Origin of the sequence: Collinsella aerofaciens (assembly GCF_015560135.1) — a bacterium.
In the GTDB taxonomy this organism is placed as follows: domain Bacteria; phylum Actinomycetota; class Coriobacteriia; order Coriobacteriales; family Coriobacteriaceae; genus Collinsella; species Collinsella aerofaciens_AN.
In genome coordinates this window covers 19,182-44,291 of the sequence record NZ_JADMRH010000017.1, presented here as the reverse complement: position 1 = coordinate 44,291, position 25,110 = coordinate 19,182, and the positions used below count along the sequence as shown (strand labels likewise).

The window sequence follows — 25,110 nt, the reverse complement described above, 5'->3', positions numbered from 1 at the left end:
ACGCGAAAGGAAACATCATGGCTAAAGATTCCAGCTTCGACGTCGTGTCCGAGGTCAACATGCAAGAGGTCGATAACGCCTTTCAGCAGACCACGCGCGAGATTTCCCAGCGCTATGACCTTAAGGATTCCGGCGCCACGATCGAGCTTTCGAAGGGCGACAAGCTCTTTACGATCAACGCCCCGGCCGACTTTGTCTCCAAGCAGATTGTCGACGTGCTGAGCTCCAAGCTCATCAAGCGCGGCATCGACCTCAAGGCCGTCTCGTGGGATGCTCCGCAGGCGGCATCGGGCGGCACCGTGCGCGTGCTCGGCCATATCGTCGAGGGTATCGACCAAGCGACCGCCAAGAAGATCAACAAGGACATCAAGGACCAAAAGCTCAAGGTCAAGGTGACCATCGAGGCCGACAAACTGCGTGTTTCCTCTGCTTCGAAGGACGCGTTGCAGTCCGTGATCCAGTTCCTGCGCGACCAGGACTACGGCCAGCCGCTGCAGTTCACCAACTACCGCTAATATCAATCGAAAGGACCGCTCTCCAACATGGATACACCGTTGGGCTCCGTGCTCTACATCACCCTCGGGTGCGCTAAGAACGAGGTTGACACTGACCGCATGCGTTCTCTTTTGACCGCCGCGGGCTACGAGGAGGCATTCGACCCGCAGGATGCCGATATTGCCATCGTCAATACTTGCTCGTTCCTCGCCTCCGCAACGTCCGAGAGCATCGAGACCACGCTCGAACTCGCCAACGAGGTTCAGGACGGCGTTCGTTCTTGCCCCATCGTCATGTGCGGCTGCGTACCGTCGCGCTATGGCGATGACCTACCTGACGAGCTGCCCGAGGTCGCTGCCTTTGTGAAGGCCGACGAGGAGGACGGCATCGTGGCGGTCATCGATGGCGTGCTGGGTGTCGAGCGCGAGATTGCAGCCTATATCCCGCAGGTCAAACGTACCGTCGAGGGTGCTGTCGCCTACGTCAAGATTTCCGATGGCTGCAACCGCTTCTGCAGCTTCTGCATGATTCCCTACATCCGCGGCCGCTATCATTCGCGCAATGCCGAGAGCATCATCTCCGAGGTGCGCGACCTGGTTGCCGGCGGTGTGCGCGAGATCGTGCTGATCGGCCAGGACACGGGCATCTGGGGTACCGACTTTGCCGACGAGGACGTCGCCGATGGCTCGCCGCGCAATCTGGCGCAGCTGCTGCGTGCCGTCGCCGAGGCCGTGCGCCCGCACAACGTCTGGGTCCGCGTGCTCTATCTGCAGCCCGAGGGCATGACTGACGAACTCATCGAGACGATTCGCGATACGCCCGAGGTGCTGCCCTATATCGATATCCCCGTGCAGCACTGCGACGCGCGCATCCTCAAGGCTATGCGCCGTTCCGGTTCGCGCCAGGAGCTCGAGGACCTGTTCCGCGATCTGCGTGAGCGTATCCCCGGCATCGTGATCCGTTCCACGGCTATGGTCGGCTTCCCGACCGAGACCGACGACGAGTTCCGCGACCTTATCGACTTTATGGACACCGTCGGCTTTGACTACACGAGCGTCTTTGCCTACTCGCAGGAGGAGGGCAGCCTGGCCGCTAAGATGGAGGGTCAGGTCGATGAGGAGGTTAAGCTCGAGCGCGCCCAGGAGGCCATGGACCTGGCCGAGTCGCTCGGTTTTGCCGCCACCGCCGCACATGTGGGCGAGCGCGCCCAGGTAATCGTCGACGGTATCGAAGAGACCGAGGATGGCGCCGAGTTGATCGGCCATGCCTGGTTCCAGGCGCCCGATTCCGATGGTGCGGTGCATCTGGACGCCAGCGAGGCGTCCGTGGGCGATATTCTGACCGTCGAGTTTACCGATAGCTTCTGCTATGAGCTTATCGGTCATGTTGTGGAGTAGGAGAGCGTCGTGGCTAACGAGAGCAATAAGGAACTGACGAGTGTCTGGACGCCCGCCAACATCGTGACGTGCGTTCGCATCGTCTTTATCCCGGTGTTCATGATCGTGTCGGCGCTTTCTCACACGAGTGTTGCCGGTACGGATTGGAGCACCTTCGACGGCCCGCTCGCCGCCGCTGCCTTCATTCTGTATGTAATCCTGTCGTGTACCGATAAGGTCGACGGTTATCTGGCGCGTTCGCGCAATGAGATCACCGACTTCGGTAAATTCTTGGACCCCATCGCCGATAAGCTGCTCGTGTTCTCGGCCCTGCTGCTGTTCTTGGATTTTGGCTTGGTGACCGTGTGGTCGGTGTTCATTATCCTGTTTCGTGAGCTGCTGGTGAGCGCCCTTCGCATGGTCGCGAGTGCGGCCGGTGTGGTCGTTGCGGCCGATAAGCTCGGCAAGTACAAGACGGCAACCACGATGGTCTCCATCTGCGGTTACCTGTGCGTTTTTGCTATGGCCGGCTTGCACCTTGGCCCGTTGGCGCTGACGCTCGGCATCTACTCGGTGTCGCGCTTCCTGTATGCCGTTGCCGTTGTCTTGACCGTTATCTCGGGCGCCCAGTACTTCTGGAACTGCCGCAAGATCGTCTTTTCGGTCTAGGTCCTGGTGGGTATGACGGACTCTTTTGAGCAGATTTCCGCACATAACGAGGAGCTGGCGCGCGATATTGTCGAGCACGCGAGCGCTCGGGGCGTGACGGTTTCGACGGCTGAGTCGCTGACGGCGGGTATGATCGCATCGACGATTGCCGATATCCCGGGCGCCTCGGCGGTGCTGCGTGGCGGTGCGGTGACCTATTGCGATGAGATTAAGCATCGCGTTCTTGGTGTTGAGCAGGAGACGCTCGACCGCTATACCGCGGTGTCGCATCAGACCGCGCGCGAGATGGCGGTGGGTTCGCTGGAGCTGTACCAGAGCGATATTGCAGTGAGCGCAACGGGTTATGCCGGCCCCGGCGGTGGCACTGAGGACGATCCGGCGGGCACTTTCTATATTGGCTGGTCGCATCGTTCCGCCGATGGGGGCGTGCCGGTCGTGGACTCTGTGCGCTGCCACTATGAGGGTGACCGTTCGTGTGTTCGTGCCCATGCGGTCACGGAGGCATTGGGTCGCATTGCCCTTGTGCTCAACTCTATGGAATAGACGTGTTTTAAGGGGCCTCCGAGCCCCTTAATTGTGGAGATAGGGACCTTAGGCTCATTTGGCGTTTGTGCTGGTTGTAGATGTATTTTTGCCTGCCTTGTTCATATTTGGTCCTTTGTGGTCAAGCATTTGGTCAGTGTTTGGTCGGCGTTTGGTTGGGTTTTGGAAAGACCGCCTGCATATGATTGGCCTGAACGGTTGACCACGAACAGCCGTTCGTTTATTATCGATGCAGTTTGTTAAGAGGAGGGCTATTCATGGCCAAGAATTCAGGTCCCGTACGTACCGTTCATGCTCGCACGACGGGTAAAGAGCGCGATGAGATGATCGCCACCACCAAGGCCGAGATCGAGAAGAAATTCGGCCAGGGTTCCATCATGAGGTACGGCGACGGTGGTCCCGAGCTCGAGGTCGAGGCCATTCCCACGGGCGCCCTGGCCCTCGATGCCGCGCTGGGTATCGGCGGCGTGCCGCGCGGCCGTATCGTCGAGATTTACGGTCCTGAGTCCTCCGGTAAGACGACGCTTTCGCTCGAGATCCTGGCCGAGGCCCAGGCAATGGGTGGCGTTGTGGCATTTATCGATGCCGAGCACGCGCTTGATCCCACGTATGCCGCGCGCATCGGCGTGGATATCGACGAGGTGCTCATTTCCCAGCCCGATACGGGCGAGCAGGCGCTCGAGATTGTTGACATGCTCGTGCGTTCCGGCGCCATCGATGCCATCGTCGTCGACTCCGTCGCCGCGCTGACCCCGCGTGCCGAGATCGAGGGAGAAATCGGCGATACTACGGTCGGTCTTCAGGCTCGCCTGATGAGTCAGGCGCTCCGCAAGCTCGCCGGCTCCCTGTCCAAGTCCAACACGACGTGCATCTTCATTAACCAGCTGCGTGAGAAGATCGGCGTCATGTTCGGCAACCCCGAGACTACGACGGGCGGCCGCGCCCTTAAGTTCTTCTCTTCGGTGCGTATCGACATTCGCCGCATCGACAGCATTAAGCTTAAGGACGAGGTTATCGGTAACCGCGTGCGCGCCAAGGTCGTTAAGAACAAGGTGGCAGCTCCGTTCCGTTCTGCTGAGTTCGACATCATGTACGGTACGGGCATCTCTAAGGAGGGCTCGATTCTGGACATGGCTGTCGAGTGCGGCATCTGCAAGAAGATGGGCTCCTGGTTTGCCTATGGCGAGGACAAGCTCGGCAACGGTCGCGAGGCCGCTAAGGCGTTCCTGCGCGAACATCCCGATTGCGCCGACGAGATTGAGCATAAGGTCCGCCTTGCCTGCGGGCTTGAGTTTGATGACGATGCTCCGTCCGAGGTGGAGCTGACCGATCAGCCTGCGCCTGAGGAGTTTGATGAGCTTTATGCCATCGATGGCTCTGCCATGCTCGATGATGACGACGAGTAACGGATTCTCGTATGTCGTATACGGTGACCGAGGCCACGGTCGTCTTTCCCGATAAGAAGGCGGCCTCCTCGTTCTCGAACGGGTATGCGTCCAAAAAGCCTTGCGCACATATCGATTGTGAGCTTGAGGAGGGTTTTGAGCGGTCCATTTGGATTCCCGTGCGGGTCGCGCGCCTGTATGTCAAAAACCGCCCCGATCTTCCCTGTGATTGGGACAACTTTCGTGAGGCGGTGCAGTTCATCGAGCGTAAATGTGCACTTACCATGGTGACCGAGATGTTATCGCGCCGCGACCATGCGACGGGTGAGGTCCGTGACAAGCTGGCTCGCTACGGCTTTCACCAGCCCGCGATCGATTTCGCCGTCGAGCGCGCCACCGAGTATCGCTTTTTAGACGAGAACCGCTTTTGCTCGTACTTTATCGAGGAACGCAAGCGGCGTGGTTGGGGACAGCGTAAAATCGAGACCGAGCTCAAGCGCCGTCATGTCGAGCTCGATGACATTCCCGGTTATCCCGAGGATTATTTTGCCGTCGAAGACGATTTGGCGCGTGCGTCAGCCCTGCTCGCCAAGCGGCGTGTTCCAGAGACGCGCGGATTCGAAAAACTGGTTCGGTTTTTGATGGGCAAGGGCTTTTCGTATCACATTGCCGCCGATGCCGTTAAGGCACGTCTCGATGCCGAATGCGAGGAATGTGCGCTTTAGGCGTATGCGTTTTGTGGCCCTGCCGTTCACCGCGTTTTAGCCGCCGTACTGGGGCCATTTATTTGACAGTTGTTGTGGTTCAACGTACGATAAACACTGTCATTTGCTTTGTGATATGTGCTCATCTGTGATGAGTTTGTTTATATGTTTATCTGTATCCGACCCGCATAAGCTGCGCCCATATTACTCAAATGTCGCGAGCCGTTCGTAAGGACGGTTCGCTTTGTTGTGTAACGAATCCATAAAAAGGAGTGAGCATGCCTATCATCGCAGCGCTCGTTGGCATCGTTTTGGGTGCTATCGCCGCCATTGCCTACATGCGCACCGCCAGGCAGGGTAGTCTTCACGAGGCCGACGAAAAGATCCAGTCGGCACACGCACAGGCTGAGTCCCTGATCGGTGATGCAAAGCGTCAGGCCGAGACCCTCAAAAAAGAGGCTCTGCTCGAGGCTAAAGAGGAGATCATCAAAAACAAGCAGGCCGCCGAGGCCGAGGACAAGCAGCGTAAGAACGAGATTCGTACGCTCGAGAACCGCGTGATGCAGCGCGAGGAATCCCTCGATCGCCGTAACGACGCTCTCGACAAGCGCGAGCATCAGCTGTCCAGCCAGGCCGGTCAGGTCGAGAAGCGCTCCCGAGAGCTCGAGGAGCTCTGCGCAAAGCAGACCTCCGAGCTCGAGCGTATCGCCGACCTTACCCGCGAGGACGCCCACAAGGAGCTCCTCGATAAGGTTCGCGGCGAGGTTACCCACGAGGCCGCCACGATCATTCGCGAGTCCGAGCAGCAGGTTCGCGCCGAGTGCCACAAGACCGCCCAGGAGATTTTGTCCCTGGCGATTCAGCGCTGCGCTGCCGACCACACTGCCGAGGTCACCGTTACCTCCGTGCACATTCCCTCTGATGACCTCAAGGGCCGTATCATCGGTCGCGAGGGTCGCAACATCCGGACCTTCGAGCAGGTTTCCGGCGTCAACCTCGTGATCGACGACACGCCCGAGACCGTCGTTCTTTCGAGCTTCGACCCGGTCCGTCGTGAGACCGCCCGTGTCGCCCTCGAGAACCTCATCGCCGACGGCCGCATTCACCCTGCCCGCATCGAGGAGATGTATCACAAGGCTGCCGACCTGGTTCAGCAGCGCGTGCGCGAGGCTGGCGAGCAGGCTGCCTTCGATACCGGCATCCACGATCTGCACCCTGAGATCGTCAAGACCCTTGGTGCCCTGCGCTACCGTACCTCGTTTGGTCAGAACGTGCTTCAGCACTCCCTCGAGGTCTCTGATCTGTGCGGCGTGATGGCTTCCGAGCTTGGCCTGGACGTTGTGACCGCAAAGCGCGCCGGCCTGCTGCACGACCTGGGCAAGGCAATCGACCACGACGTCGAGGGCCCGCATGCCGTCATCGGCGCCGAGCTTGCCCGCCGTTATGGCGAGAAGCCCGTTATCGTCCACGCTATCGAGGCTCACCATGCCGATGTCGACCCCAACACGGTGCTCGATGTCCTGGTGCAGGCCGCCGATGCTGTCTCCGCCTCTCGCCCCGGTGCCCGTCGCGAGTCTGCCGAGAACTACATCAAGCGCCTTGAGAAGCTCGAGGAGATCGCCAACTCCCATGACGGCGTCGAGCGTACCTATGCCATGCAGGCTGGTCGCGAGGTCCACGTCATGGTTCAGCCGGACAAGATCTCCGATGCCCAGTCCACGGTTCTGGCTCACGATATCGCCCATCAGATCGAGGAAGAGATGGAGTATCCCGGTCAGGTGCGCGTCGTCGTGATTCGCGAGAGCCGCGCTGTCGATATCGCTAAATAACATGAGCGACGCGAACGAGCTCATCTCATTTATCGCGTCGATGTCGGGGGAGGGCAACCTTCGCGTCGAGGAGAACCTTGGCGAGGGGTATGTCCGCCTCCGCGTTTCGGAGGCCGAGCGGCGCCAGGCAAAGCACGACATTCAGCATGTCGAGGATATCGTCATCGAAATGCTCCGTAATGCTCGCGATGCCGGCGCCGACAAGGTCTATCTCGCCACGACCAAGGAAGATGGCGTCCGGACGCTTGTCTTTCTGGATAACGGCTCGGGTGTTCCGCAGGATATGCAAGAGCGAATCTTCGATGCTCGCGTTACCTCAAAGCTCGAGAGCATGAAGATGGACCGTTGGGGCGTTCACGGTCGTGGCATGGCATTGTTTTCGATCAAGCAGAACACCGACGAGGCCCGTGTGGTCACGTCCGGCGTCGATCTTGGTTCAGCCTTTAAGGTGAGCGTTGCAGCCGACCGCCTCAGTGAGCGTGCCGATCAGTCCAGCTGGCCCCAGGCCGTCAAGGATGAGGACGGACGTTATGTCTGTGCTCGCGGTCCGCATAATATTATTCGCGCTGCTTGTGAGTTTGCGCTCGAGGAGTTGCGTGGTTGCGATGTCTATCTTGGTTCTCCGTCTGAGATTGCCGCGACCCTTTATGCTCAGGCGTCAAGTCGGCTCGATACGTCTCGTCTCCTGTTCATTGACGACGAGAGCGAGCTTCCGGTTGTCGATCGTTTAGGCCTTGCCTCCGATGCCGAGGACTTTATCCGTATCTGCTCGGGTTTGGGCCTTGAGATGTCCGAACGCACGGCACATCGCATTTTGGCAGGGCAGATTAAGCCCGTTCGCGGTGTGACCGCGCGTCTGCTGCGCGAACGTGATTCGTCCTCGCATGCGCCGGCTCCTGTCGATCTCGCGAAGGATCGTCGCGGGCTACGTATTGCCAAGGATGACATGGCACAGTTTTCGCGTGCTGTGGAGCGCGTCTTTAATGACCTTGCCGCCCGGTACTATCTCAACCTTTGCGGCGACCCTAAGATTCGCGTTTCGCGTGATCGAATCACCGTGACCTTCGATCTTGCCAAAGAGGAATAGTGCCTTTACCGAGTCCACTCGGTACGATACAGTTATTGCAGTTAAAACGTACTTTTAAACGCAGGAGTTTCTTCATGGATTGCCTGAAGGTATCAAGCAAATCATCGCCCGCGTCCGTTGCCGGCGCCATCGCCGGCATGGTCAAGGATGGTGTACCCGTCAACATCCAGTGTGTCGGCGCCGGTGCGGTCAACCAGGCCATTAAGGCCGTGGCTATCGCGCGCGGTTTTTTGATTCCAACCGGTTTTGATATTTCCTGCGCGCCCGTGTTCTCCGACATCCTCATTAACGGGGAGTCGCGCACGGCCATCCGCCTTTCTATCTACGTTCACCAGATCAATCGAGCTGCTATGGATAACGTCGTCATGGATGATGTTAAGCCTGTGGCATAGCTTCTGCTTGCCTCGATTCGCTCCCCATCGTTAGGACTTATACACATGGACCAGCGTTCCGTACGCGATATTCTTGCCGGTAAAACCTACTTTATCCGCACATTTGGCTGCCAGATGAATCAGCACGACTCCGAGCGTGTGAGTGGCCTGCTTGATTCGTATGGCTGCCTCATGGCGCTCGATCCCGAGCATGCCGATATCGTTGTGTTTATGACGTGCTGTGTGCGCGAGGCTGCCGATACGCGCCTGTACGGTCAGTGCAATTCCTGCAAAAGCCTGCCGCCTTCGCCTTCGGGCAAGCGCGTGGTTGCCGTTGGTGGTTGCATCGCGCAACGCGATGGCGAGGGTCTGCTCACCAACGTCGATAACGTCAATGTCATCTTTGGCACGCATTCCATCGCACATGTGGCCGAGCTCATTGCCGAGGCGTTCCTGGACGGCAAGCGTCATATCCGCACCAATGAGCATGAGGATACGGATGCCATGAGTATGCCGTGGCACCGTGAGACGCAGTATCACGCCTGGGTGCCCATCATGACGGGCTGCAATAACTTCTGCACCTACTGCATCGTGCCGTACGTGCGCGGTCGCGAAAAGAGTCGCCCCTTCGAGGAGATTGTCGACGAGGTGACCGGCTTGGTGCGCCAGGGCGTGCGTGAGATTACGCTGCTGGGCCAAAACGTTAACTCATATGGCCGCGATTTGTTTGGTAAGCCGCGCTTTGCCGACTTGCTGCGCGCCGTGGGCGATACGGGCGTGGAGCGCATCTTCTTTACGTCTTCGCATCCCAAGGACCTGCTGCCCGAGACCATCGACGCCATGGCCGAGACGCCTGCCGTTATGCCGCAGCTGCACCTGGCCGTCCAGTCAGGTTCGACGCGGATCCTCAAAGAGATGAATCGCCGTTATACACGCGAGGACTATCTGGGCCTGGTCGATCGCATTCGCAACCGCATGCCCGACATCGCGCTCTCGACCGACATTATCGTTGGCTTCCCGGGCGAGACTGAAGAAGACTTTGAGCAGACGCTCTCACTTGCCGAGACGGTCCGCTATGCTCAGGCCTATACCTTCATCTATTCCAAGCGCGCCGGTACCCCGGCCGCCGAGATTGATGATCCTACGCCGCATGAGGTTATTCTCGAGCGTTTCAACCGCCTGGTTAAGGTTATCGAGACCACTGCACACGAGTATAACCAGGGTGAGCTTCATACTGTGGTGCCGGCGCTCATTGAGGGAACGAGCAAAAAGAATGACGCGGTGCTACTGGGCAAGAGTCCCAAGGATCAGACCGTGCATGCGCCTATCCCAGAGGGTTACAGCATCGACCAGCTTGTTGGCAAGATCGTTGATGTTGACGTTGACGTTGCCAAGACCTGGTATTTGTCTGGCTCCGTTGTGGGCGAGCCGCGCTAATGGTTGCTCCTGGGGCAGGTCTTTCCGCCGTTGCGATCGTCGGTCCGACGGCGGTTGGTAAGAGCGATGTTGCCGATCGTTTGGCAGCTCGTCTTTCGTCCGAAGTGCTGTCGTGCGATGCGATGCAAATCTATCGCGGCATGGATATCGGTACCGCAAAGATGGCGCCCGATGAGTGTACGGCGCCGCTGCGTCTCGTCGACATTGTAGAGCCGGGTGTGGCATATTCTGCTGCGCTTTATCAGGCTGACGCTCGCGCGCATGTTGAGCGCTTGCTTGGCGAGGGCCGCCTGCCGGTGTTTTGCGGGGGTACGGGGCTGTATCTCAAGGCCGCCCTCGATGAGATGGACTTTCCCTCGGGTGAACTTGAGGACGATCGCCGTGCGGGCTATCAGGAGCTTGCCGAGCGTATTGGCGAGGAGGGACTGCATGCCCTGCTTGCCGAGCGCGACCCCGAGTCCGCTGCGGTCATCCACCCCCATAATGTTCGCCGCGTGATTCGCGCTCTCGAAATGCACGATGATGGAGTGTCCTACGCGCAGCAAAAGTCGCAGTTTAGTGTTCCGCGCGAGCATTATCACGCTCTGTGGTTTGGTCTGACGCGTAATCGCGAGATGCTCTACGAGCGCATTAACCTGCGCGTCGACCTGATGTTTGAGCAGGGCCTTGTCGATGAGGTTCGCGGTCTTATGGACCAGGGGCTGGCAGATGCCCTGACTTCGATGCAGGCGATTGGCTATAAAGAGATTATCGATGCCTTTAACGGCGTGATTTCTATGGATGAGGCTCGCGAACTCATCAAGATGCGTTCGCGTCGCTATGCCAAGCGTCAGCTTTCGTGGTTTAAACGCGATGACCGTATCGTGTGGTTCGATATGGACGAGTTTACGATCGATGAGGTCGTTGAGGACATCCTGCATCGTATTGAGGCTGTCTAATGGCTCGTTTTCCTCTTGTTTCCACGGCACCCGAGCCCGAGCGTGCCATTTTGGTTGGTGTTGAATGGCGCGACAATGCATGGCCGCTCGATCGATCGCTTGACGAGCTGGAGCGCCTTGCCCATACGGCTGGTGCCCGGTGCGTGGCGCGCTTGTCTCAGCGTTTGGTAAAGCCGTATCCTAAATCGTTTATCGGTTCCGGTAAGGTTGAAGAGCTGTGCGGCCTGGTGCATCGCATGGATGCCGATGTTGTTATCTTTGACGACGACCTGACGCCCTCGCAGCAATCCTATTTGGAGAAAGCCGTGGGCGAGCCGGTAAAGATTATCGATCGTACAGCACTGATCCTGGATATCTTTGGCCTGCATGCTCAGACGCGTGAGGGACGCCTACAGGTACAGCTGGCGCAGCTTCAATATCTGTTGCCTCGTCTGCGCGGTATGTGGAGCCATCTTGCCAAGGAGCAGACGCGCGGCGGCATCGGTTCACGCTTTGGTCAGGGCGAAAGTCAGCTCGAGGTCGACCGTCGCCTCATTCGTAATAAGATCGCTGCGCTTCGTCGTGACCTCAAGCAGGTTGAACAGCGTCGCGATGTCCAGTCCAAGAGCCGCATTGAGTCACCGGCGTTTCGCGTCGCGTTAGCCGGTTATACCAATGCCGGTAAATCGACGTTGCTCAATCGCCTGACCGGCTCTACGGTACTTTCGCAGGACAAGCTGTTTGCTACGCTCGACCCGACGACGCGTTCGTATCGCCTGCCCGGCGGTCGCGGCATGACGATTACCGATACCGTTGGCTTTATTCAAAAGCTACCGCATGGTCTCGTTGATGCCTTTAAGTCCACGCTGTCTGAGGTTCTTGGTGCCGATCTGATTCTTAAAGTTGTGGATGCCTCTGACGAGGACTACGAGCGCCAGCTCGAGGCAGTCGATCGCGTTCTTGATGAGATCGGTGCCGGCGAGCGTTTGACGCTTACGGTGTTCAATAAAATCGATCTTCTCGATAGCGTTGATCGATTGAGTTTCCGTCGTCGCTATCCCGAGGCCGTGCTGTTCTCGGCCCAGACGGGCGAGGGACTCGACGATCTCGTCGACCGTATTGCTCGTGAGGCGGCTGCCACCGATGTGTTGCTCTCCGCTGATATCCCGTATCGCGAGGGCGCCCTCATCACGCTGGTGCATGAACAGGGAACCCTTTTGCACGAGGAATATCTTGAGGGCGGCGTTCGTATTGTTGCGAAGCTGCCGGCTCGTATCGCGCCGCGGCTCAAGCGTTATCGCACCGAGTAGACGAGCTCCAAAAAGCCCAGAATAATGGGCTGATGCAGTAGATAAAAGGGGAGTGCGTGACGTCCAAGGCTGGCGAGCGCCGGGATGGGATTGGCGTAGGCCCAGCTTGGGACGGTCTTATCGATTCCCTGCGCTATGTGTGCGGCGAAGTATCCTGCAAGATACATAAAGAAAAACGGGATAATGGGGTAGTAATCACCTGAAACAAACCCAGGGCTCGGAAATCCCAGCCACGCCAGGTAGGGGACAGGATAGATCGTTTTGGGGATACTCCAGGTGAGGGCGAACAACACAAGGCATAGGGACATGCCCCATCTCGCCGATATCTTCTTAAGGACGGGATCGGTCAACGCCACGATGCCGGTACATGCGGCCATGCAGCAGATGATGCCAAAATTAACCGAATCGTCGACTGAGACAAGTGTTGTTGCCAACCAGACGACGAGTGCTGCTAAGGCGTATTTGGCGGCACGTTTGATATTGTTGCGTGAGAGCGTGCACATCCAACCCGCGATAAACAAGAATACCCAGCTGATGCTGGCACGCCAGATGTCTTGAAAGGCGGTCTGTGTAAACCAGGGCATATCCCAACCGTACAGGTAGGCGAGATCGTAGCAAGCGTGAAAACCTGCCATTGAAATCATCGTAAACCCGCGGACGGTGTCAAAGATGGTGATGCGTTTTTGCATTACGAGAACCGGCGCATCAAGCCGACGACTTTGCCCAGGATAACGGGATTCGTTGCATAGATAGGCTCCATGGTGTCATTCTCAGGCTGCAGGCGTACGCGTCCCTGCTCCTTGTAGAACGTCTTGACGGTCGCTGAACCATCAATCATGGCCACGACAATTTCGCCGTTCATGGCACTCTTTTGTTCACGGACGATGATGTAATCGCCATTGAAGATGCCGACATTGATCATTGAGCTCCCATGTACCTCAAGGATAAAGGAACCCTGATCAGTGGCGATTTCGGTCGGGATAGTAAAAGTGTCTTCGATATTCTGCTCGGCCAGAATGGGAATCCCAGCCGCGACGCGACCAACGAGCGGTAGCGAGACCGTTCCGCGAGGTGCGGTGGGCTCGTCAGATTTAGAAATTGAGACCGAGGAGCCGTCCTCGTTAAAGAGTTCCAGGGCGCGCGGTTTGGTGGCATCGCGCTTGAGTAGCCCACGCGCCTCCAGGGCAGAGAGATGGGCGTGCACGGTGCTGGGGGAGGAAAGACCCACGGCAGAAGCCATCTCGCGCACGCTGGGCGGATAACCCCTCTCCTGCTGATATTCCTTGATGAAGTCGTAAATTTGCTGCTGACGCTTGGTAATTTTGCGAGCCATCAGGGCATCCTCTCTACCCATGTCAAACAAATGTTCGAATTTTGCTTGACAGGAACAACTGTTCGAAGATAATAATAACCGAACATTCGTTCTCGCGCTAGACATTTTTGTCCGCGCGGCTTGATAAAACTGTTCTCAGCAAAACACGCGAGAGGAGAACATGATGAACGCAACGAATATGGTCCAGGGAAACCTCGCCCTTAAGCTCGAGACGCCTGCCGCGCCCGCTTTTACTGTTGTCAAGGGAGGACGTTCCGGTTATCAGCCTTTGCCCGTAAAGTCTGCTCGCACTCAGTATGCTGTTGCCGCGCCGACTCCCGCTGCCCTGAAGGTCTCGACGATTGTTGCCGTCGCCGTTGCGCTCACGCTCTTTTTTGTCCTCGCTACGTCGGTCTTTAGCGCTCGTCACGCCGCGTATGCCGAGTCCGTTTCCAACGTTACCTACGAGACCATTCGCGTTCAGCCTGGTGATTCTCTTTGGTCGCTTGCCGAGGAATATCCAATTGAAGGCCTTTCCACGCAAGAGACTTCCGACATGATCCGTAACGTCAATCATCTGGAGCATGGTTCGCTCGCCGCCGGTGCGCATCTTAAGGTTCCTACTCGTTCGTAATCATTATCACGCTGCGCATGGTACCCTTGTTATCGTTTAAGAGGAGGTACCATGCGCTGTCCCAAATGCGGCAAGGCACATACCCGCGTCGTTGATTCCCGTATGCAGGAGTCAAATAACACCATTAAGCGCCGTCGCGAATGTTGCTCGTGTAATTACCGCTTTACAACGTTCGAGCGATGCGAAGACCCAATCGAGGTCATTAAGTCGGACGGAACTAAGCAGCGGTTCGATCGCAATAAGCTGCTCGTCGGCTTGATGCGCGCCACCATCAAGCGTGATATCGACACTAAGAAGCTCAATGAGATTATCGACGATATCGAGGTCGAGCTGCGTTCTCGTACGCTGACGGCCGTCACGTCCCATGAGTTGGGTGACATGGTGCTCAAGCGCTTGGCCAAGATCGACAAGGTGGCGTACATCCGCTTTGCCTCGGTCTACCGCGATTTCAAAGACGTCGATGAGTTTCTGCAAGAGCTTGACAAGCTAAGGTGATTCCATGTCCAACATTACCGTCAACATAAAGCGTCTCGACCCCACCGTCGAGCTTCCCAAATACGCCCATCCCACCGATGCCGGTTTGGATCTGCGCTCCAACGAGGACTCCGTCCTGAGGCCCTTCGAACGCCGTCTGGTCTCTACTGGGCTGGCCATCGCCCTGCCCGATGGCTACGCCGGCTTCGTCCAGCCCCGAAGCGGTTTGGCCATCAAGCAGGGCCTGTCTATAGTCAATACGCCGGGCCTCATCGACGCCCACTACCGAGGAGAACTCAAGGTTATCCTCATCAACCTGGATCCCTCCAACAACATCCAAATCAACAAAGGCGACCGCATAGCCCAACTCGTCATCCAAGAAGTCCCCATGGTCAACCTCGTAGAAGTAGAAGAACTAGACGAAACCGACCGAGGTAAAGGAGGCTTCGGCTCCAGCGGCGTCGCCTAGGGCGCTCGTATCCCTCCCGCCCGGGGCTTACCTATATCATTCCATGCTCAAACATTCTCGCGTCGCTTTGCTCGCTGCGAAACTGCGCGTGGAACGATATGTGTGAGAGGCGGGCGGGCGGTTACTCGCTTGAAAACAAAAGTCTTTCTAGTAAGCCGATGCGATAAAGGGACATCTTCATTGTCGCATCGGCTTTCTATATCTATATTTTCTGGTTTCGCCTTTGCAGGTTCTACTGGAAGGGAATCTGGTGTAACTGCTAGCACGTAAACGTAGCTGCTCAGCGGGAGCCGCCCATATATCGTTCCACGCGCAGTTTCGCAGCGCAGCGAGAATGTTTGAGCATGGAATGATATATGGGCGGCTCCCGCTGAGCAGCGGACTTTCGTCTACCTGATATGAGCAGGTTTTCCGCCCCAGTAGAAGCGGCAGAAGGCTCGTTTGCGCTTTTGGGGTTTGCCTACGAGCTCCATGGTTGCGATGGCGATGTCCTCCGCTGCGCGTGGGCGGCGCAGCACTTCGCCATTGATGAGCAGTGCCTTGAGCGACTCGGGATGATCGTGGAGATGGCGTAACGTCACGATGAGTTCTCGTGCGGTGGTGACATGCATACTGGCGCCCATGCCGGTGAGCATCGTTGTGTTGGCCTTTTCCTGACCGTATGATTTGCCCAGCAGGATCATCGGCAGATGTGCGCATAGGCACTCGGTGACGGTGAGCCCGCCCGACTTGAGGATTGCCAGGTCGCAGCCGTGCATGAGGGCCGCCATGTCGTCCACGTAGTCTAGAACCGTGACGTTTTCGAGCTTCATGGCGTCGAAGAGCGTCTTGAGTCGGGTGGCGTATTCTTTATCCTTGCCCGGTAAAAAGACAAAGTGCATGTCCTCAAAGCTGCGTAAGAAGGGGAGCGTGTGGTCCATCGCGGCGCGGAAACGCACGTATGGTTGGGGTAAACTGGCACCGGCCATCACCAATACGACGGTTTTGTCTATGGGGAGATTGAACTTGCTGAGCTCATCTTCGCGTTTGTAATCTGAATCGAAACCGGCTCGGATGGGGATGCCCGTTATGCGGATCTTTGACTCGGGAACCTTGCGCGGGCGCAGCGTTTCGGCCATAAACTCGTTGGCTACACAGAATAGATCGGTGTCCTTGTGGGGCCAAAAGCCTTCGACTTCGTAATCGGTCGGCACGCAGATGACCGGGTAATCGATACCCGTGATGACGCGGGCGCCCACAGCGACGTTGGCCGCCGTAATGTGTGTTGCGACCACGGCTATGGGCCTGCGGGTCCGGACGTATTCGTTGAAGGCGGGGAACATAATTCGTGACCATGCTGTGCCGCCGCCCCAGAGCAGATGTCCTGTAAGCGTATATCGCCAGGTCAGGTCGTAAATGGGGCGTGTGGCTCCCGTAAAAGAAGCCGCGGTCTTATTGCCGTCGAATTTAATACGTCCAAAATCAAGGATATCGAGCACTTCAATTTCAATATCCTCAGGGATTCCCTTGGTGCCGCGGATAAGGTCAAATGCTTGTGCAATCGCGTTGGCGGCGGCTTTGTGGCCCGATCCAACCGATGCGTGCACAATGGTTACCAGGGGTTTTTGTGTAGGTGAAACGGTCATTTGCTCCGGTTGGGGAGTGACTTGCATAGGCAGGGGAGCGCTATTGCTCGTCTGCGTTTGATCCATCGATAACTCCCCTTCAGCTTTGTTACGCGATTTATCATTGTAGTGCATGAGTGTCATGTTCACGTAAATTTGGGTATGAGCGCAAAGAACGACAACGTTTCGACGAGAGGATTCTTCATGACTACCGATCAGCCGATTGATGTTGCGATTATCGGTGGAGGCCCCGCGGGCTATGCTGCCGCCATTTACGCTGCGCGTGCCAACCTGACGACGACCGTGATTGAGCAGGGCATGTCGGGTGGACAGATCGCCACGACCAATGAAGTCGAGAACTATCCGGGCATTCCGCTCTTGAGTGGCGCCGAACTCGGCGAGCGTTTTCAGCAACATGCAGAGGGGCTGGGAGCGCAGGTTACATGGAGCATGGTTACGGGTATCGATTACGATGCCGATGCAGCGCTGTTTACGGTGCATCACGATATGGGCGATACGCTTGCCTCGAGCGTTATCGCTTGCATGGGTGCCACGCCGCGATCTGCTGGTTTCGCTGGCGAGGATACGTATCGCGGTCGTGGCGTTTCGTATTGCGCGACGTGTGACGGCATGTTCTTCCGTGGCAAGCAGGTTTTTGTCATTGGCGGCGGCAATGCTGCCTGTGAGGAAGCCCTGTTCTTGTCAGAAATCGCCAGCAGCGTGACCATCGTCTTGCGTCGCGATCAGTTCCGTGCACCTGATGGTGTTGTTCAGAAAGTACTCGAAAAGGACAATATTACAGTTAGGTACCAAACTAGTATTGTTGAGCTTTCTGGTGAAGCGATGCCCACGACAATTTCGTTCAAGGACAATGCAAGCAGTAAGACGCATGCCGAGACCTTTGATCCTGGCTCGTTTGGCATTTTTGTCTTTACCGGCACGCAACCCCATACCGAGCTTGTTGAGCATCTAGTCGATCTGGCGCCTGATGGCGGCATTCTGACTGATGAATCCATGGCGACCCGCACGCCAGGTCTATTTGCTGCTGGCGACATCCGTTCCAAACGCTTACGTCAGGTTGTGACCGCCGTTTCTGACGGAGCCATAGCAGCAACGAGCGCATACGCGTTTCTCCGCGGATAAGTACGATAATATATCTTATGTAAGGTTGTTATCTTTTAACAAAGTGGTTGGACGGTGTATCAATGTGCTGTCCAACCACTTTTACTTGGCGACTATGTGGTATGCAAAACTAGATAACGTAGAATACAATATATAAATGAACGGAGGATCCTTATGAACCACGCCAAACGCGTTATCCCGATGTCCGATACATCGGTCAGCATTAAGCCTGAGGATATTCAGCCCACTGTGCTGCCCGATGCATTTATTCAGTCCGATATCGTTCGCAAACTCAATACGTTGAGTCTGCCGCGCTATGACCAGTTGCCCAATGTGACGCTCTACCGCGACCAGGTCATTGAGTATGTTGCGCTGTGGATGGAGCCGCTGTCCATTTGCGTTGAGCAACCTATCATTACGCCATCGATGATCAATAACTACGTAAAGGTTGGCCTGGTGCCTGCTCCGGTCAAAAAGCAATATGGCCGCGAGCAAATTGCCCGCCTGATCGCTATCTGCATCTTTAAGCAGGTGCTACCTATTGCTGCGGTGCAGGCACTCTTTAACATTCAGCGTTTGAGCTACGATGCCCCGACGGCCTTCGACTATGTGGTTGATCAGCTCGAGGCATCGATTCGTTCGGCGTTTTCTGTCGAGCAGACGCCGGTTCCCGATACGGCGCATCAGGTTACGCGTGAGTCGCTGCTTGTGCGCAGTGCGGTTTCCTCCTTCGTTTCGAAGGCTTACTTGATGAGCTATCTCAAGTTCAACGGGTTTAATAGCTAGCCGACGTATAAAACGGGCGGGACAAAGAGCCATCTGTCGCATTGTCCCGCCCGTATTTTGCTTGGTTGGACTTTATTTGCCTGAAGCTACGCCCATGCCGTAGCCGATGATGAGGCCGTGCATCTCGGCGTAATAGGAATCCAGGCCGTTGCAGGGCATGATGATGGTCTTGGAGCCGGGCCAATGCTCGACTATGCGGTCAGTAAGCGCCCGGGCTCCAGCTTCGTTCTCAACGTGATCGATGATGACCTCGCCGCCCGTAAAACCCTCGGCTTCCATAGTGTCGATGATCTTGTTGAGCATCTTTTTTTCGCCACGAGTGTGCCCGACGAGTTCGATTTTACCGGCCTCACTCGCCGTGCCCAAAATGCGGATATTGAGCTTGTTGGCAATGACGCCGGCTGCCTTAGGGATACGTCCGGCTTTGGCGAGGTTTTCGTAATTGCACAAACTGAAGAGGATTTTGCTGTTCTGCTCAAGGCTATCGAAGTATGCGCAAGCGTCCTCGAATGAGACATCCGGATTGCTTGCAAGATAGCGGTCGAACAGCAAGAAAATGAGATCCATTTTGCCGCCAGCTGCGCGTGAATTGACTAGATGAATCTGTCGGTCGGGCTCCTCGGCAAGAACCATATCGCGAGCCGTGGCTGCCGCATTGTAGCTGCCCGACACGCCCTCAGAGATCGGCATGCAGATGGTCTTGTCTGCCAATTTGAAGAGCTCGGCCCACTCCCCTACGCTGGGACAAGCGCTCGAAGAAGCGTTCGTCTCCGTCTGTACAGCGCAGTTGAGCTCATGCACATCGAGCGAAAGGTCATCGACGAATTCACGCTCCCCTACTCGAATTTTGAGGGGCGCAAATGCAAAGGTGGTATGGGGTGCGGTCGGTTGCCAATCGCGGAGGTTGCAGCTTGAATCGGAGATAAGTGCCCAGCTCATAGAGGGTCCTTTCTAATTGTTCCCATACAATTATAGCCATCTTGCAAATTGAATGTACGGCTATCTAGTTTTGAATACTAGATAGCCGTACAAGATTAGAGAAAAAAGAATGGACCTCGCGACTTAAAGCCACGAGGTCCACATTCACACGCTGTGTAAGATGACTTAATAGCGCACGAAGATATAGTTGTTGTTCATGCCGGCGGCAACGGAGCTGATGATAACACCCGTGTTGTAGTCGGAAGCATGAATCATCTGACCACCACCGATGTAAATGCCGGTGTGGTACGAGTTGACAACAACGTCACCGGGTTGCGGATCGGACACACGCGTCCAGCCCATAAAGGTGCCCGTGGTGCCCAGGCGGCAATAGCGACCAGTGAGACAATAGCTAACAAAACCAGAGCAGTCGAAGCTGTTCGGGCCAATTCCGCCCCAGGAATAAGCGCAACCAAGCTTACTGTATGCACGCGAGACAACAGAACCGCCATCAACAGACTGGCTCGGAGCAGAAGGCGTCGGAGCCGGAGCGGGCGTGGGAGGCTGCGGCGTCGGAGCAGGTGCCGGCGTAGGAACCGGAGTGTTGCCGCCCTGGTTGTTGTTATTGCTGGTCTGGCCACCATTGTTGGTGTTCTCGGTCGTACCGGCAGTCTCGTTGCTCACCGTGGCCTTCTCGGCGGTGCTGGCGTTGATGCCAGCCTGCAGCGCGGCGTTGGCCTCGGCCTCGGCAGCAAGCTCGGCCTGCAGCTGTGAATCTAGGGAGTTCACGACACTCTGGGCCTCAGCCTGCTGGGCATTGAGCTCGTCGACCTTCTTCTGCGTCGCGGCGACGTTCTTCTCCTGCTCGGTCTGCTTATCGGTGAGTTGCTGCTTAAGGTCCTTGACCTCCTGAATGGTCTGGGCCTGCTTGTCGGAAACCTTGCCGTAGTAGAACAGACGGTTGAGCATATCGCTCAGGTCATCGACGCCCGTCAGAACCTGAAGCAGGCTCAGACCGCCGGTTTTGTACTCGCCGGCGACATAGGTCGAGAGCTTGGCCTGACCATCGGCGATCTCCTGCTGCTTTTGTGTGATCTCGCCGGCAGTCTGATCGAGCGCCTGCGTCTGCGTGGCGAGCTCATCGTAAATCTGCTGAGTTTGGGTACCGATCTGCTCGAGCTTAGTACGAGCAGCGGCAAGGTCGGATGCGGTATCGGCGTAGGCAGGAGCCGCGAGGCCCAAGCCCAAAACACAAGCGAGGGTTGCCGTAGCAGCGCAGCGTGCCATGTTTTTGTGCGTGTTTGCTGTGCGCATGTAGCTTCCTTTCCAGTAACTAAGGGTAACGGCTAGTCCACCGTCACCAGGCTAAAGAGCTCCACATCGTCATTAGACGGCGTGAGCTTCTCGCGCGGGTTGAGAAACGCAAGCTCAAGGATACAACCGTAACCGACAAGCTTTGCGCCCATATCTCGCACCAGTTTACCTGTTGCCTCGACTGTTCCGCCCGTCGCGACTAAGTCGTCCAGAATCAACACGGTATCTTTAGAGCTGATAGCGTCGGCATGGATCTCAATTGAATCGGTGCCGTACTCGAGCTCGTAGCTCTGGCTTACGGTCTCGCGCGGCAGCTTGCCCGGTTTACGTGCGGGAACAAAGCCGGCGCCAAGGGCTACAGCCACCGGTACGCCAACCATAAAGCCGCGAGCCTCGGGACCCACGACCTTGGTGATTCCCATGCCGGCAAAGTGCTCGGCGAGGGCATCGGTCATGGCTTTGAGCGCCTCGGGATTGCCAAAGAGCGGCGTGATGTCCTTAAAGATGACTCCGGGCTCGGGATAGTCGGGGATATCGACGATTTGAGATTCGAAGTCGTACATTGCATGACCTTTCAATGGGTTGCCGAAATTTCAGCAGCGGTTATATGCCCGCGGTGGCGGTGCCGGATTGCGAAGGGGCGACGACCTTGAGCGGCTTTACGAGAGAATCCTCGTGCGAAGCCGGCGCGGCTGTCTCTTCGTTTTTGGCCTTGGTGGACTCGGAGCGAGTGATTTCCTCATCGAGTGCATCGATGTCGGCGTCCTCGACCACGGCGTTGAGCGACTCAAAAACGCGGTTCTTGAGCAGCGCGGTATGCACGCCCTCAGTAAGGTCGTGCAGCTTCTTAAACGCTCGCTCGAGCTTGGCGTCGCGTTCGTCATCGGAGGTATCCATGCCGAGCATGCTCACGAGCACCTGCTCAAACATCGAGGACTCGCGGTTGGCGGAAGACACGTACTGACGCAGGTTGCGCGGCTCGATATGGAAGCGTGACAGCTCGGAGCAGTAGCGGATGATCGGAAAATCGCGGCCATCGACGAGCTCACGATTCTGCGGACTCTTGATGATGCGAATGAGGTCGTTCTCGGCGAGCGAGCGGATAAACGAAATCTCGACGCCCAGCATATCGGGAATGGTCTCGATGGGATGCAGCTTTTGCTTAGTCTCCTTGGGCTCCGTCTTGAGCGGAACATCCGACAGCAAGCCCACCTCGTAAGCGAGCGTTGACAGGTCCGTGGCGTTTTCCAAGCGCTGCTTAATCACGTTGAGCGGCATGTAGCGGGTCTTCTGCAAGTGCAGGATGACCTCCAGGCGATCAACGTCCTCCTTGGAGTACTGACGGTATCCCTTAGGCGTACGATGAGGGGTAATGAGCCCCTCATCCTCTAGAAATCTAATTTTTGAGTTCGAAAGATCGGGGTATGCGCCTCGAAGTAGGTTGACGACTTGGCCGATACTCAGATAGTTGCGTTCGGCCATGCCCTACTCACCGGTTTCGATGCGCTCCGGCGTGCTCTCGTGGTAGATGAGCGTAAACGTACCGATCTGAACGGAAGAACCGTCGTGCAGCGGGGCTGCATTGACAATGGCACCGTCGACCCAGGTACCATTGAGCGAGCCCAGGTCCTCGATGCGAGCGCCGAGGCCCTCGCGAATAATGCGCGCGTGGCTGCGCGAAACAGTCATGTCGTTGAGGAAGATGCCGTTCGCGGGATCGCGGCCGATGGTGGTCACGTCGTCCTCGAGCTCAAAGGCGGCACCAGTCTGCGGACCCTTGACGATGGACAGAACGGGGGCGGTGATGCGCACGTTGGCCATGAGGTCGGGAACGGTGACGTCGCTTGAAGGCACGCGGAATACGCAGGTAGCGTCAGCAGTCTTATCATTCTGAGGCATATTGTTAACCATGTTGTCCATGACAACCCCTAACTTATCGCGGACGTGCCGCAAATAATGAACCGTACGTAATCATACCCCAACGAATCAGTCTTCGATTTCAGGGTTCAGAAAGTCGATGTCCTCGTCCTCGGGATGCGCGAGAGCCTGTTTAATGGCCACTCCGCCCTTAATGGAGTAGATGACAGCCGTGAGCATGGAGAAGATCACGCCGCCGTACACAAAGAAGATGCCGAGGGGCACCGAGCTTCCGTTGAGGCCCGGGAAGGCCGTAAGGGTTGAAGGTAAAAGGTGCAGGCCGTCAACAACGGGGAACCCGAGCAGCATGAGCGAGAAGCCGGTCATGAGCAGCGCAGTGGCAATCTTTCCGGGAAAGACGACATCGATGGGGCGACGGTGATAATGACGCACGATAAGCGTGCCGATGCCCAGATAGATGTCGCGGCCAATAATGAGCACGCAGACCCAGATGGGCAGCTCTCCGCGGACCACCAGTCCCAGCACGCCGGTGAACAGCAGCGCGCGGTCGCAAATGGGATCCATGACCTTGCCGAGCCACGAGACCGTCTTAGTCATGCGGGCGATCTGCCCGTCCATCCAGTCGGTGGAGGCGGCAACGGCGTAGATAGCGATGGCGATGACGCGGTTGTTATCCGTCACAAACAGGTACAGAAATACCAGGGTGAGGATCAGGCGCGTAAAGGTGATGAAATTGGAGATCGTAAAGATCTTATTCGACGGGTAATCGGAAGTGCCGATAAGCTCCTTTTTGATCTTCTTTTTGATGCCCACAGGACTCCCCCGCTGGTTAACGACAAAACTTTCGATACTATACCCGTTCCGGCGATGTCTATCCAGCGCAGCCATAGAGAGTCCAGACATGTGGAGGACGCTATTAGGCGGGGGATTTCGCATTCGTGTACATCTGCCTCCAAACATGTCGAAAAATGTCGATTTTGGTGGCTGATGTACACGTTTTGATTCGGTGATTACATCGATCGGGAACGTTGTTGCTTTAAGCAAATTAATCATGATGACTGAAAACAAAAAAGGTCAGACACTAGGTGCCTGACCTGCAAACTTCTGGTCGGGACGACTGGATTCGAACCAGCGACCCCTTGACCCCCAGTCAAGTGCGCTACCAAGCTGCGCCACGTCCCGAAGCTTTTGTTTGTTGCTCTGCTCTCGCTCGCAACAGGGAGTATATTAACCCGAAACTTTAGACTTGTGCAAGAACTTTTTTATAAATTTTGAAGCAAGTCCAAAATTGTATCTGCGAGCTGGGGTTTTGTTAGCACGGGAAGTTCTTGCGTGCCCGTTGTAGTCACAATCCAGGCCTTGTCGGTATCCGTTCCAAAGCCCGAATCGGCGCGCGAGACATCGTTGGCGATAATGGCATCGCAGCCCTTGCGTGCCAATTTGCGCTCGGCGTACTCGACAACGTTATCAGTCTCGGCCGCAAATCCGATCACGCATCGCTTGCCCTTCTGGCGCGAGAGCTCGGCCAAAATATCGACCGTTTCGACAAGCTCGATGTGATCCAAGCGCTCGTTGGACTTTTTGAGTTTATGGTCCGCAGGGGCTGCCGGTGTGTAGTCGGCGACGGCGGCCGCGCAAATGGCCGCATCGGCCGCCTGGAAGGCGCTCAGGGCCGTCTGGAGCATCTCTGCTGCGGTCTGCACGCGCACGCACTCCACGCCGCGGGGCACATCGAGCGATGTCGGTCCCAACACGAGCGTGACCGCAGCACCGCGGCGAGCAGCCTCCCCCGCCAGGGCGATGCCCATCTTGCCCGAAGAGCGGTTGCCAATGAATCGCACCGGGTCGATCGGCTCGTGCGTGGGGCCGGCGGTAATCACGATGCGCCTACCTGCTAGGTCCTGAGGCACGGGGTTGAGCACCTCACAGACAGTCTCGACGATGTCCTCAGGCTCGCTCATGCGTCCCGTGTCCACGTCACCGCAGGCAAGGTAGCCGCTGCCGGGTCCCACCACATGGACGCCGCGCTCGCGCAGCGTGGCCATGTTGGCCTGCGTCGCCGGCGCCTTCCACATGCCGTTGTTCATGGCGGGGGCAATCACGATGGGCCGCGGCGTGGCAAGCAGCGTGGTGGAGATGAGGTCGTCGGCGATGCCGTTGGCCATCTTAGCGATGATATTGGCCGTCGCGGGCGCCACGACCACCAGATCGGGCTCCTGCGCAAGCGAAATGTGGTGGATGGGGTCGAAGGGGTCGTCGAACAGGCCCACGGCGACGGGCTCGTTGGTGAGCGCACGGAAGGTGAGCGGCCCCACAAACTCTGTGGCATGCTCGCTCATAACGACCTTGACGCGCGCACCGCGCTTTTGCAGCAGGCGCACGATGTTGCACGACTTATAGGCGGCGATCCCGCCGGTAATGCCCAGCAGGATCGTTTTTTCCTCAAGTTGCATTGAATTGTTGGGTGCCGCCATCG

27 protein-coding genes and 1 tRNA gene are annotated in these 25,110 nt (G+C 57.0%); 17 read left to right on the top strand and 11 right to left on the bottom strand.

What is annotated here, in order from left to right:
- The first annotated feature begins 17 nt into the window (after positions 1-17).
- The 12 genes from I2H19_RS07625 (at position 18) to hflX (ending at position 12,123) form a co-directional block, all read left to right on the top strand.
- Positions 18-515: a YajQ family cyclic di-GMP-binding protein gene (locus I2H19_RS07625; RefSeq protein ID WP_161160281.1), complete on the top strand. Its 498-nt coding sequence runs from the start codon at positions 18-20 to the stop codon at positions 513-515.
- Positions 516-542: 27 nt separating this feature from the next.
- The gene (gene rimO, locus I2H19_RS07620) at positions 543-1,892 is read left to right on the top strand and encodes a 30S ribosomal protein S12 methylthiotransferase RimO (protein ID WP_022094698.1); all 1,350 of its coding nucleotides are present in this window, start codon (positions 543-545) and stop codon (positions 1,890-1,892) included.
- A 99-nt stretch (positions 1,893-1,991) separates the two neighbouring features.
- Positions 1,992-2,540 (top strand): CDP-diacylglycerol--glycerol-3-phosphate 3-phosphatidyltransferase, encoded by a 549-nt coding sequence (pgsA, locus tag I2H19_RS07615; protein ID WP_229089845.1) that lies wholly within the window; start codon positions 1,992-1,994, stop codon positions 2,538-2,540.
- A gap of 12 nt (positions 2,541-2,552) precedes the next feature.
- The gene (locus I2H19_RS07610; protein WP_195622252.1) at positions 2,553-3,083 is read left to right on the top strand and encodes a CinA family protein; all 531 of its coding nucleotides are present in this window, start codon (positions 2,553-2,555) and stop codon (positions 3,081-3,083) included.
- 257 nt (positions 3,084-3,340) lie between these two features.
- The gene (gene recA, locus I2H19_RS07605) at positions 3,341-4,489 is read left to right on the top strand and encodes a recombinase RecA (RefSeq protein WP_022094695.1); all 1,149 of its coding nucleotides are present in this window, start codon (positions 3,341-3,343) and stop codon (positions 4,487-4,489) included.
- A gap of 11 nt (positions 4,490-4,500) precedes the next feature.
- Positions 4,501-5,193 (top strand): regulatory protein RecX, encoded by a 693-nt coding sequence (locus tag I2H19_RS07600; RefSeq protein WP_195622251.1) that lies wholly within the window; start codon positions 4,501-4,503, stop codon positions 5,191-5,193.
- A gap of 257 nt (positions 5,194-5,450) precedes the next feature.
- On the top strand, positions 5,451-7,001 hold the full coding sequence (gene rny, locus I2H19_RS07595; protein ID WP_195622250.1) for a ribonuclease Y: 1,551 nt from the start codon (positions 5,451-5,453) through the stop codon (positions 6,999-7,001).
- 1 nt (position 7,002) lies between these two features.
- On the top strand, positions 7,003-8,088 hold the full coding sequence (locus tag I2H19_RS07590; RefSeq protein ID WP_195622249.1) for an ATP-binding protein: 1,086 nt from the start codon (positions 7,003-7,005) through the stop codon (positions 8,086-8,088).
- A 74-nt stretch (positions 8,089-8,162) separates the two neighbouring features.
- Positions 8,163-8,480 carry a stage V sporulation protein S gene (locus I2H19_RS07585; RefSeq protein WP_006235982.1) on the top strand — a complete coding sequence of 106 codons (318 nt, stop codon included), beginning with the start codon at positions 8,163-8,165 and terminating at the stop codon, positions 8,478-8,480.
- 45 nt (positions 8,481-8,525) lie between these two features.
- On the top strand, positions 8,526-9,896 hold the full coding sequence (miaB, locus tag I2H19_RS07580) for a tRNA (N6-isopentenyl adenosine(37)-C2)-methylthiotransferase MiaB (RefSeq protein ID WP_195622248.1): 1,371 nt from the start codon (positions 8,526-8,528) through the stop codon (positions 9,894-9,896).
- Complete coding sequence (gene miaA / locus I2H19_RS07575) at positions 9,896-10,834, top strand: tRNA (adenosine(37)-N6)-dimethylallyltransferase MiaA (protein ID WP_195622247.1); 939 nt, start codon at positions 9,896-9,898, stop codon at positions 10,832-10,834. The genes miaB and miaA overlap by 1 nt, the downstream gene beginning before the upstream one ends.
- Complete coding sequence (gene hflX, locus I2H19_RS07570) at positions 10,834-12,123, top strand: GTPase HflX (protein WP_195622246.1); 1,290 nt, start codon at positions 10,834-10,836, stop codon at positions 12,121-12,123. Before miaA ends, hflX begins: the two co-directional genes overlap by 1 nt.
- On the opposite strand, the gene I2H19_RS07565 is transcribed toward hflX, so the two are convergent.
- The gene (locus I2H19_RS07565; protein ID WP_195622245.1) at positions 12,108-12,812 is read right to left on the bottom strand and encodes a heparan-alpha-glucosaminide N-acetyltransferase; all 705 of its coding nucleotides are present in this window, start codon (positions 12,810-12,812) and stop codon (positions 12,108-12,110) included. The two genes, hflX and I2H19_RS07565, sit on opposite strands and share 16 nt — an antisense overlap.
- Positions 12,812-13,456: a transcriptional repressor LexA gene (gene lexA, locus I2H19_RS07560; protein ID WP_195622244.1), complete on the bottom strand. Its 645-nt coding sequence runs from the start codon at positions 13,454-13,456 to the stop codon at positions 12,812-12,814. The genes I2H19_RS07565 and lexA overlap by 1 nt, the downstream gene beginning before the upstream one ends.
- A gap of 163 nt (positions 13,457-13,619) precedes the next feature.
- Between lexA and I2H19_RS07555 the strand changes: the two genes are divergently transcribed.
- The 3 genes from I2H19_RS07555 to dut are packed head-to-tail and all read left to right on the top strand — an operon-like array spanning position 13,620 to position 15,012.
- Positions 13,620-14,069: a LysM peptidoglycan-binding domain-containing protein gene (locus I2H19_RS07555; RefSeq protein WP_229089843.1), complete on the top strand. Its 450-nt coding sequence runs from the start codon at positions 13,620-13,622 to the stop codon at positions 14,067-14,069.
- Positions 14,070-14,120: 51 nt separating this feature from the next.
- The gene (nrdR, locus tag I2H19_RS07550; RefSeq protein ID WP_022093781.1) at positions 14,121-14,564 is read left to right on the top strand and encodes a transcriptional regulator NrdR; all 444 of its coding nucleotides are present in this window, start codon (positions 14,121-14,123) and stop codon (positions 14,562-14,564) included.
- Between the two features lie 4 nt (positions 14,565-14,568).
- Entirely contained in the window at positions 14,569-15,012 is a 444-nt protein-coding gene (dut, locus tag I2H19_RS07545) for a dUTP diphosphatase (protein WP_195622242.1), read from the top strand.
- 389 nt (positions 15,013-15,401) lie between these two features.
- On the opposite strand, the gene I2H19_RS07540 is transcribed toward dut, so the two are convergent.
- Positions 15,402-16,703, bottom strand: a complete 1,302-nt coding sequence (locus tag I2H19_RS07540) for an MGDG synthase family glycosyltransferase (protein ID WP_229089842.1) — start codon at positions 16,701-16,703, stop codon at positions 15,402-15,404.
- A gap of 117 nt (positions 16,704-16,820) precedes the next feature.
- Here I2H19_RS07540 and I2H19_RS07535 point away from each other — a divergent pair, with 117 nt between their 5' ends.
- Positions 16,821-17,759 (top strand): NAD(P)/FAD-dependent oxidoreductase, encoded by a 939-nt coding sequence (locus I2H19_RS07535; RefSeq protein WP_195622240.1) that lies wholly within the window; start codon positions 16,821-16,823, stop codon positions 17,757-17,759.
- A 153-nt stretch (positions 17,760-17,912) separates the two neighbouring features.
- A complete protein-coding gene (locus tag I2H19_RS07530) occupies positions 17,913-18,524 on the top strand; it encodes a DUF1836 domain-containing protein (protein WP_195622239.1) in 612 nt (203 codons plus the stop codon).
- A 72-nt stretch (positions 18,525-18,596) separates the two neighbouring features.
- On the opposite strand, the gene I2H19_RS07525 is transcribed toward I2H19_RS07530, so the two are convergent.
- The 8 genes from I2H19_RS07525 to coaBC form a co-directional block, all read right to left on the bottom strand.
- Positions 18,597-19,463, bottom strand: coding sequence for a DegV family protein (locus tag I2H19_RS07525; protein WP_195622238.1), 867 nt, complete (start codon positions 19,461-19,463; stop codon positions 18,597-18,599).
- A 165-nt stretch (positions 19,464-19,628) separates the two neighbouring features.
- Positions 19,629-20,756: a coiled-coil domain-containing protein gene (locus tag I2H19_RS07520; RefSeq protein ID WP_229089841.1), complete on the bottom strand. Its 1,128-nt coding sequence runs from the start codon at positions 20,754-20,756 to the stop codon at positions 19,629-19,631.
- Between the two features lie 32 nt (positions 20,757-20,788).
- Complete coding sequence (locus I2H19_RS07515; protein ID WP_118227237.1) at positions 20,789-21,319, bottom strand: adenine phosphoribosyltransferase; 531 nt, start codon at positions 21,317-21,319, stop codon at positions 20,789-20,791.
- A gap of 40 nt (positions 21,320-21,359) precedes the next feature.
- Positions 21,360-22,238, bottom strand: a complete 879-nt coding sequence (gene ftsR / locus I2H19_RS07510) for a transcriptional regulator FtsR (RefSeq protein WP_035138472.1) — start codon at positions 22,236-22,238, stop codon at positions 21,360-21,362.
- Positions 22,239-22,241: 3 nt separating this feature from the next.
- Positions 22,242-22,676 (bottom strand): FHA domain-containing protein, encoded by a 435-nt coding sequence (locus I2H19_RS07505; protein WP_006236002.1) that lies wholly within the window; start codon positions 22,674-22,676, stop codon positions 22,242-22,244.
- Between the two features lie 66 nt (positions 22,677-22,742).
- Entirely contained in the window at positions 22,743-23,447 is a 705-nt protein-coding gene (locus tag I2H19_RS07500) for a CDP-alcohol phosphatidyltransferase family protein (protein ID WP_195622237.1), read from the bottom strand.
- A 292-nt stretch (positions 23,448-23,739) separates the two neighbouring features.
- Positions 23,740-23,816: transfer RNA gene (locus tag I2H19_RS07495), tRNA-Pro, on the bottom strand.
- A gap of 80 nt (positions 23,817-23,896) precedes the next feature.
- Positions 23,897-25,108 (bottom strand): bifunctional phosphopantothenoylcysteine decarboxylase/phosphopantothenate--cysteine ligase CoaBC, encoded by a 1,212-nt coding sequence (gene coaBC / locus I2H19_RS07490; protein ID WP_229089839.1) that lies wholly within the window; start codon positions 25,106-25,108, stop codon positions 23,897-23,899.
- Between the last annotated feature and the right edge of the window lie 2 nt (positions 25,109-25,110).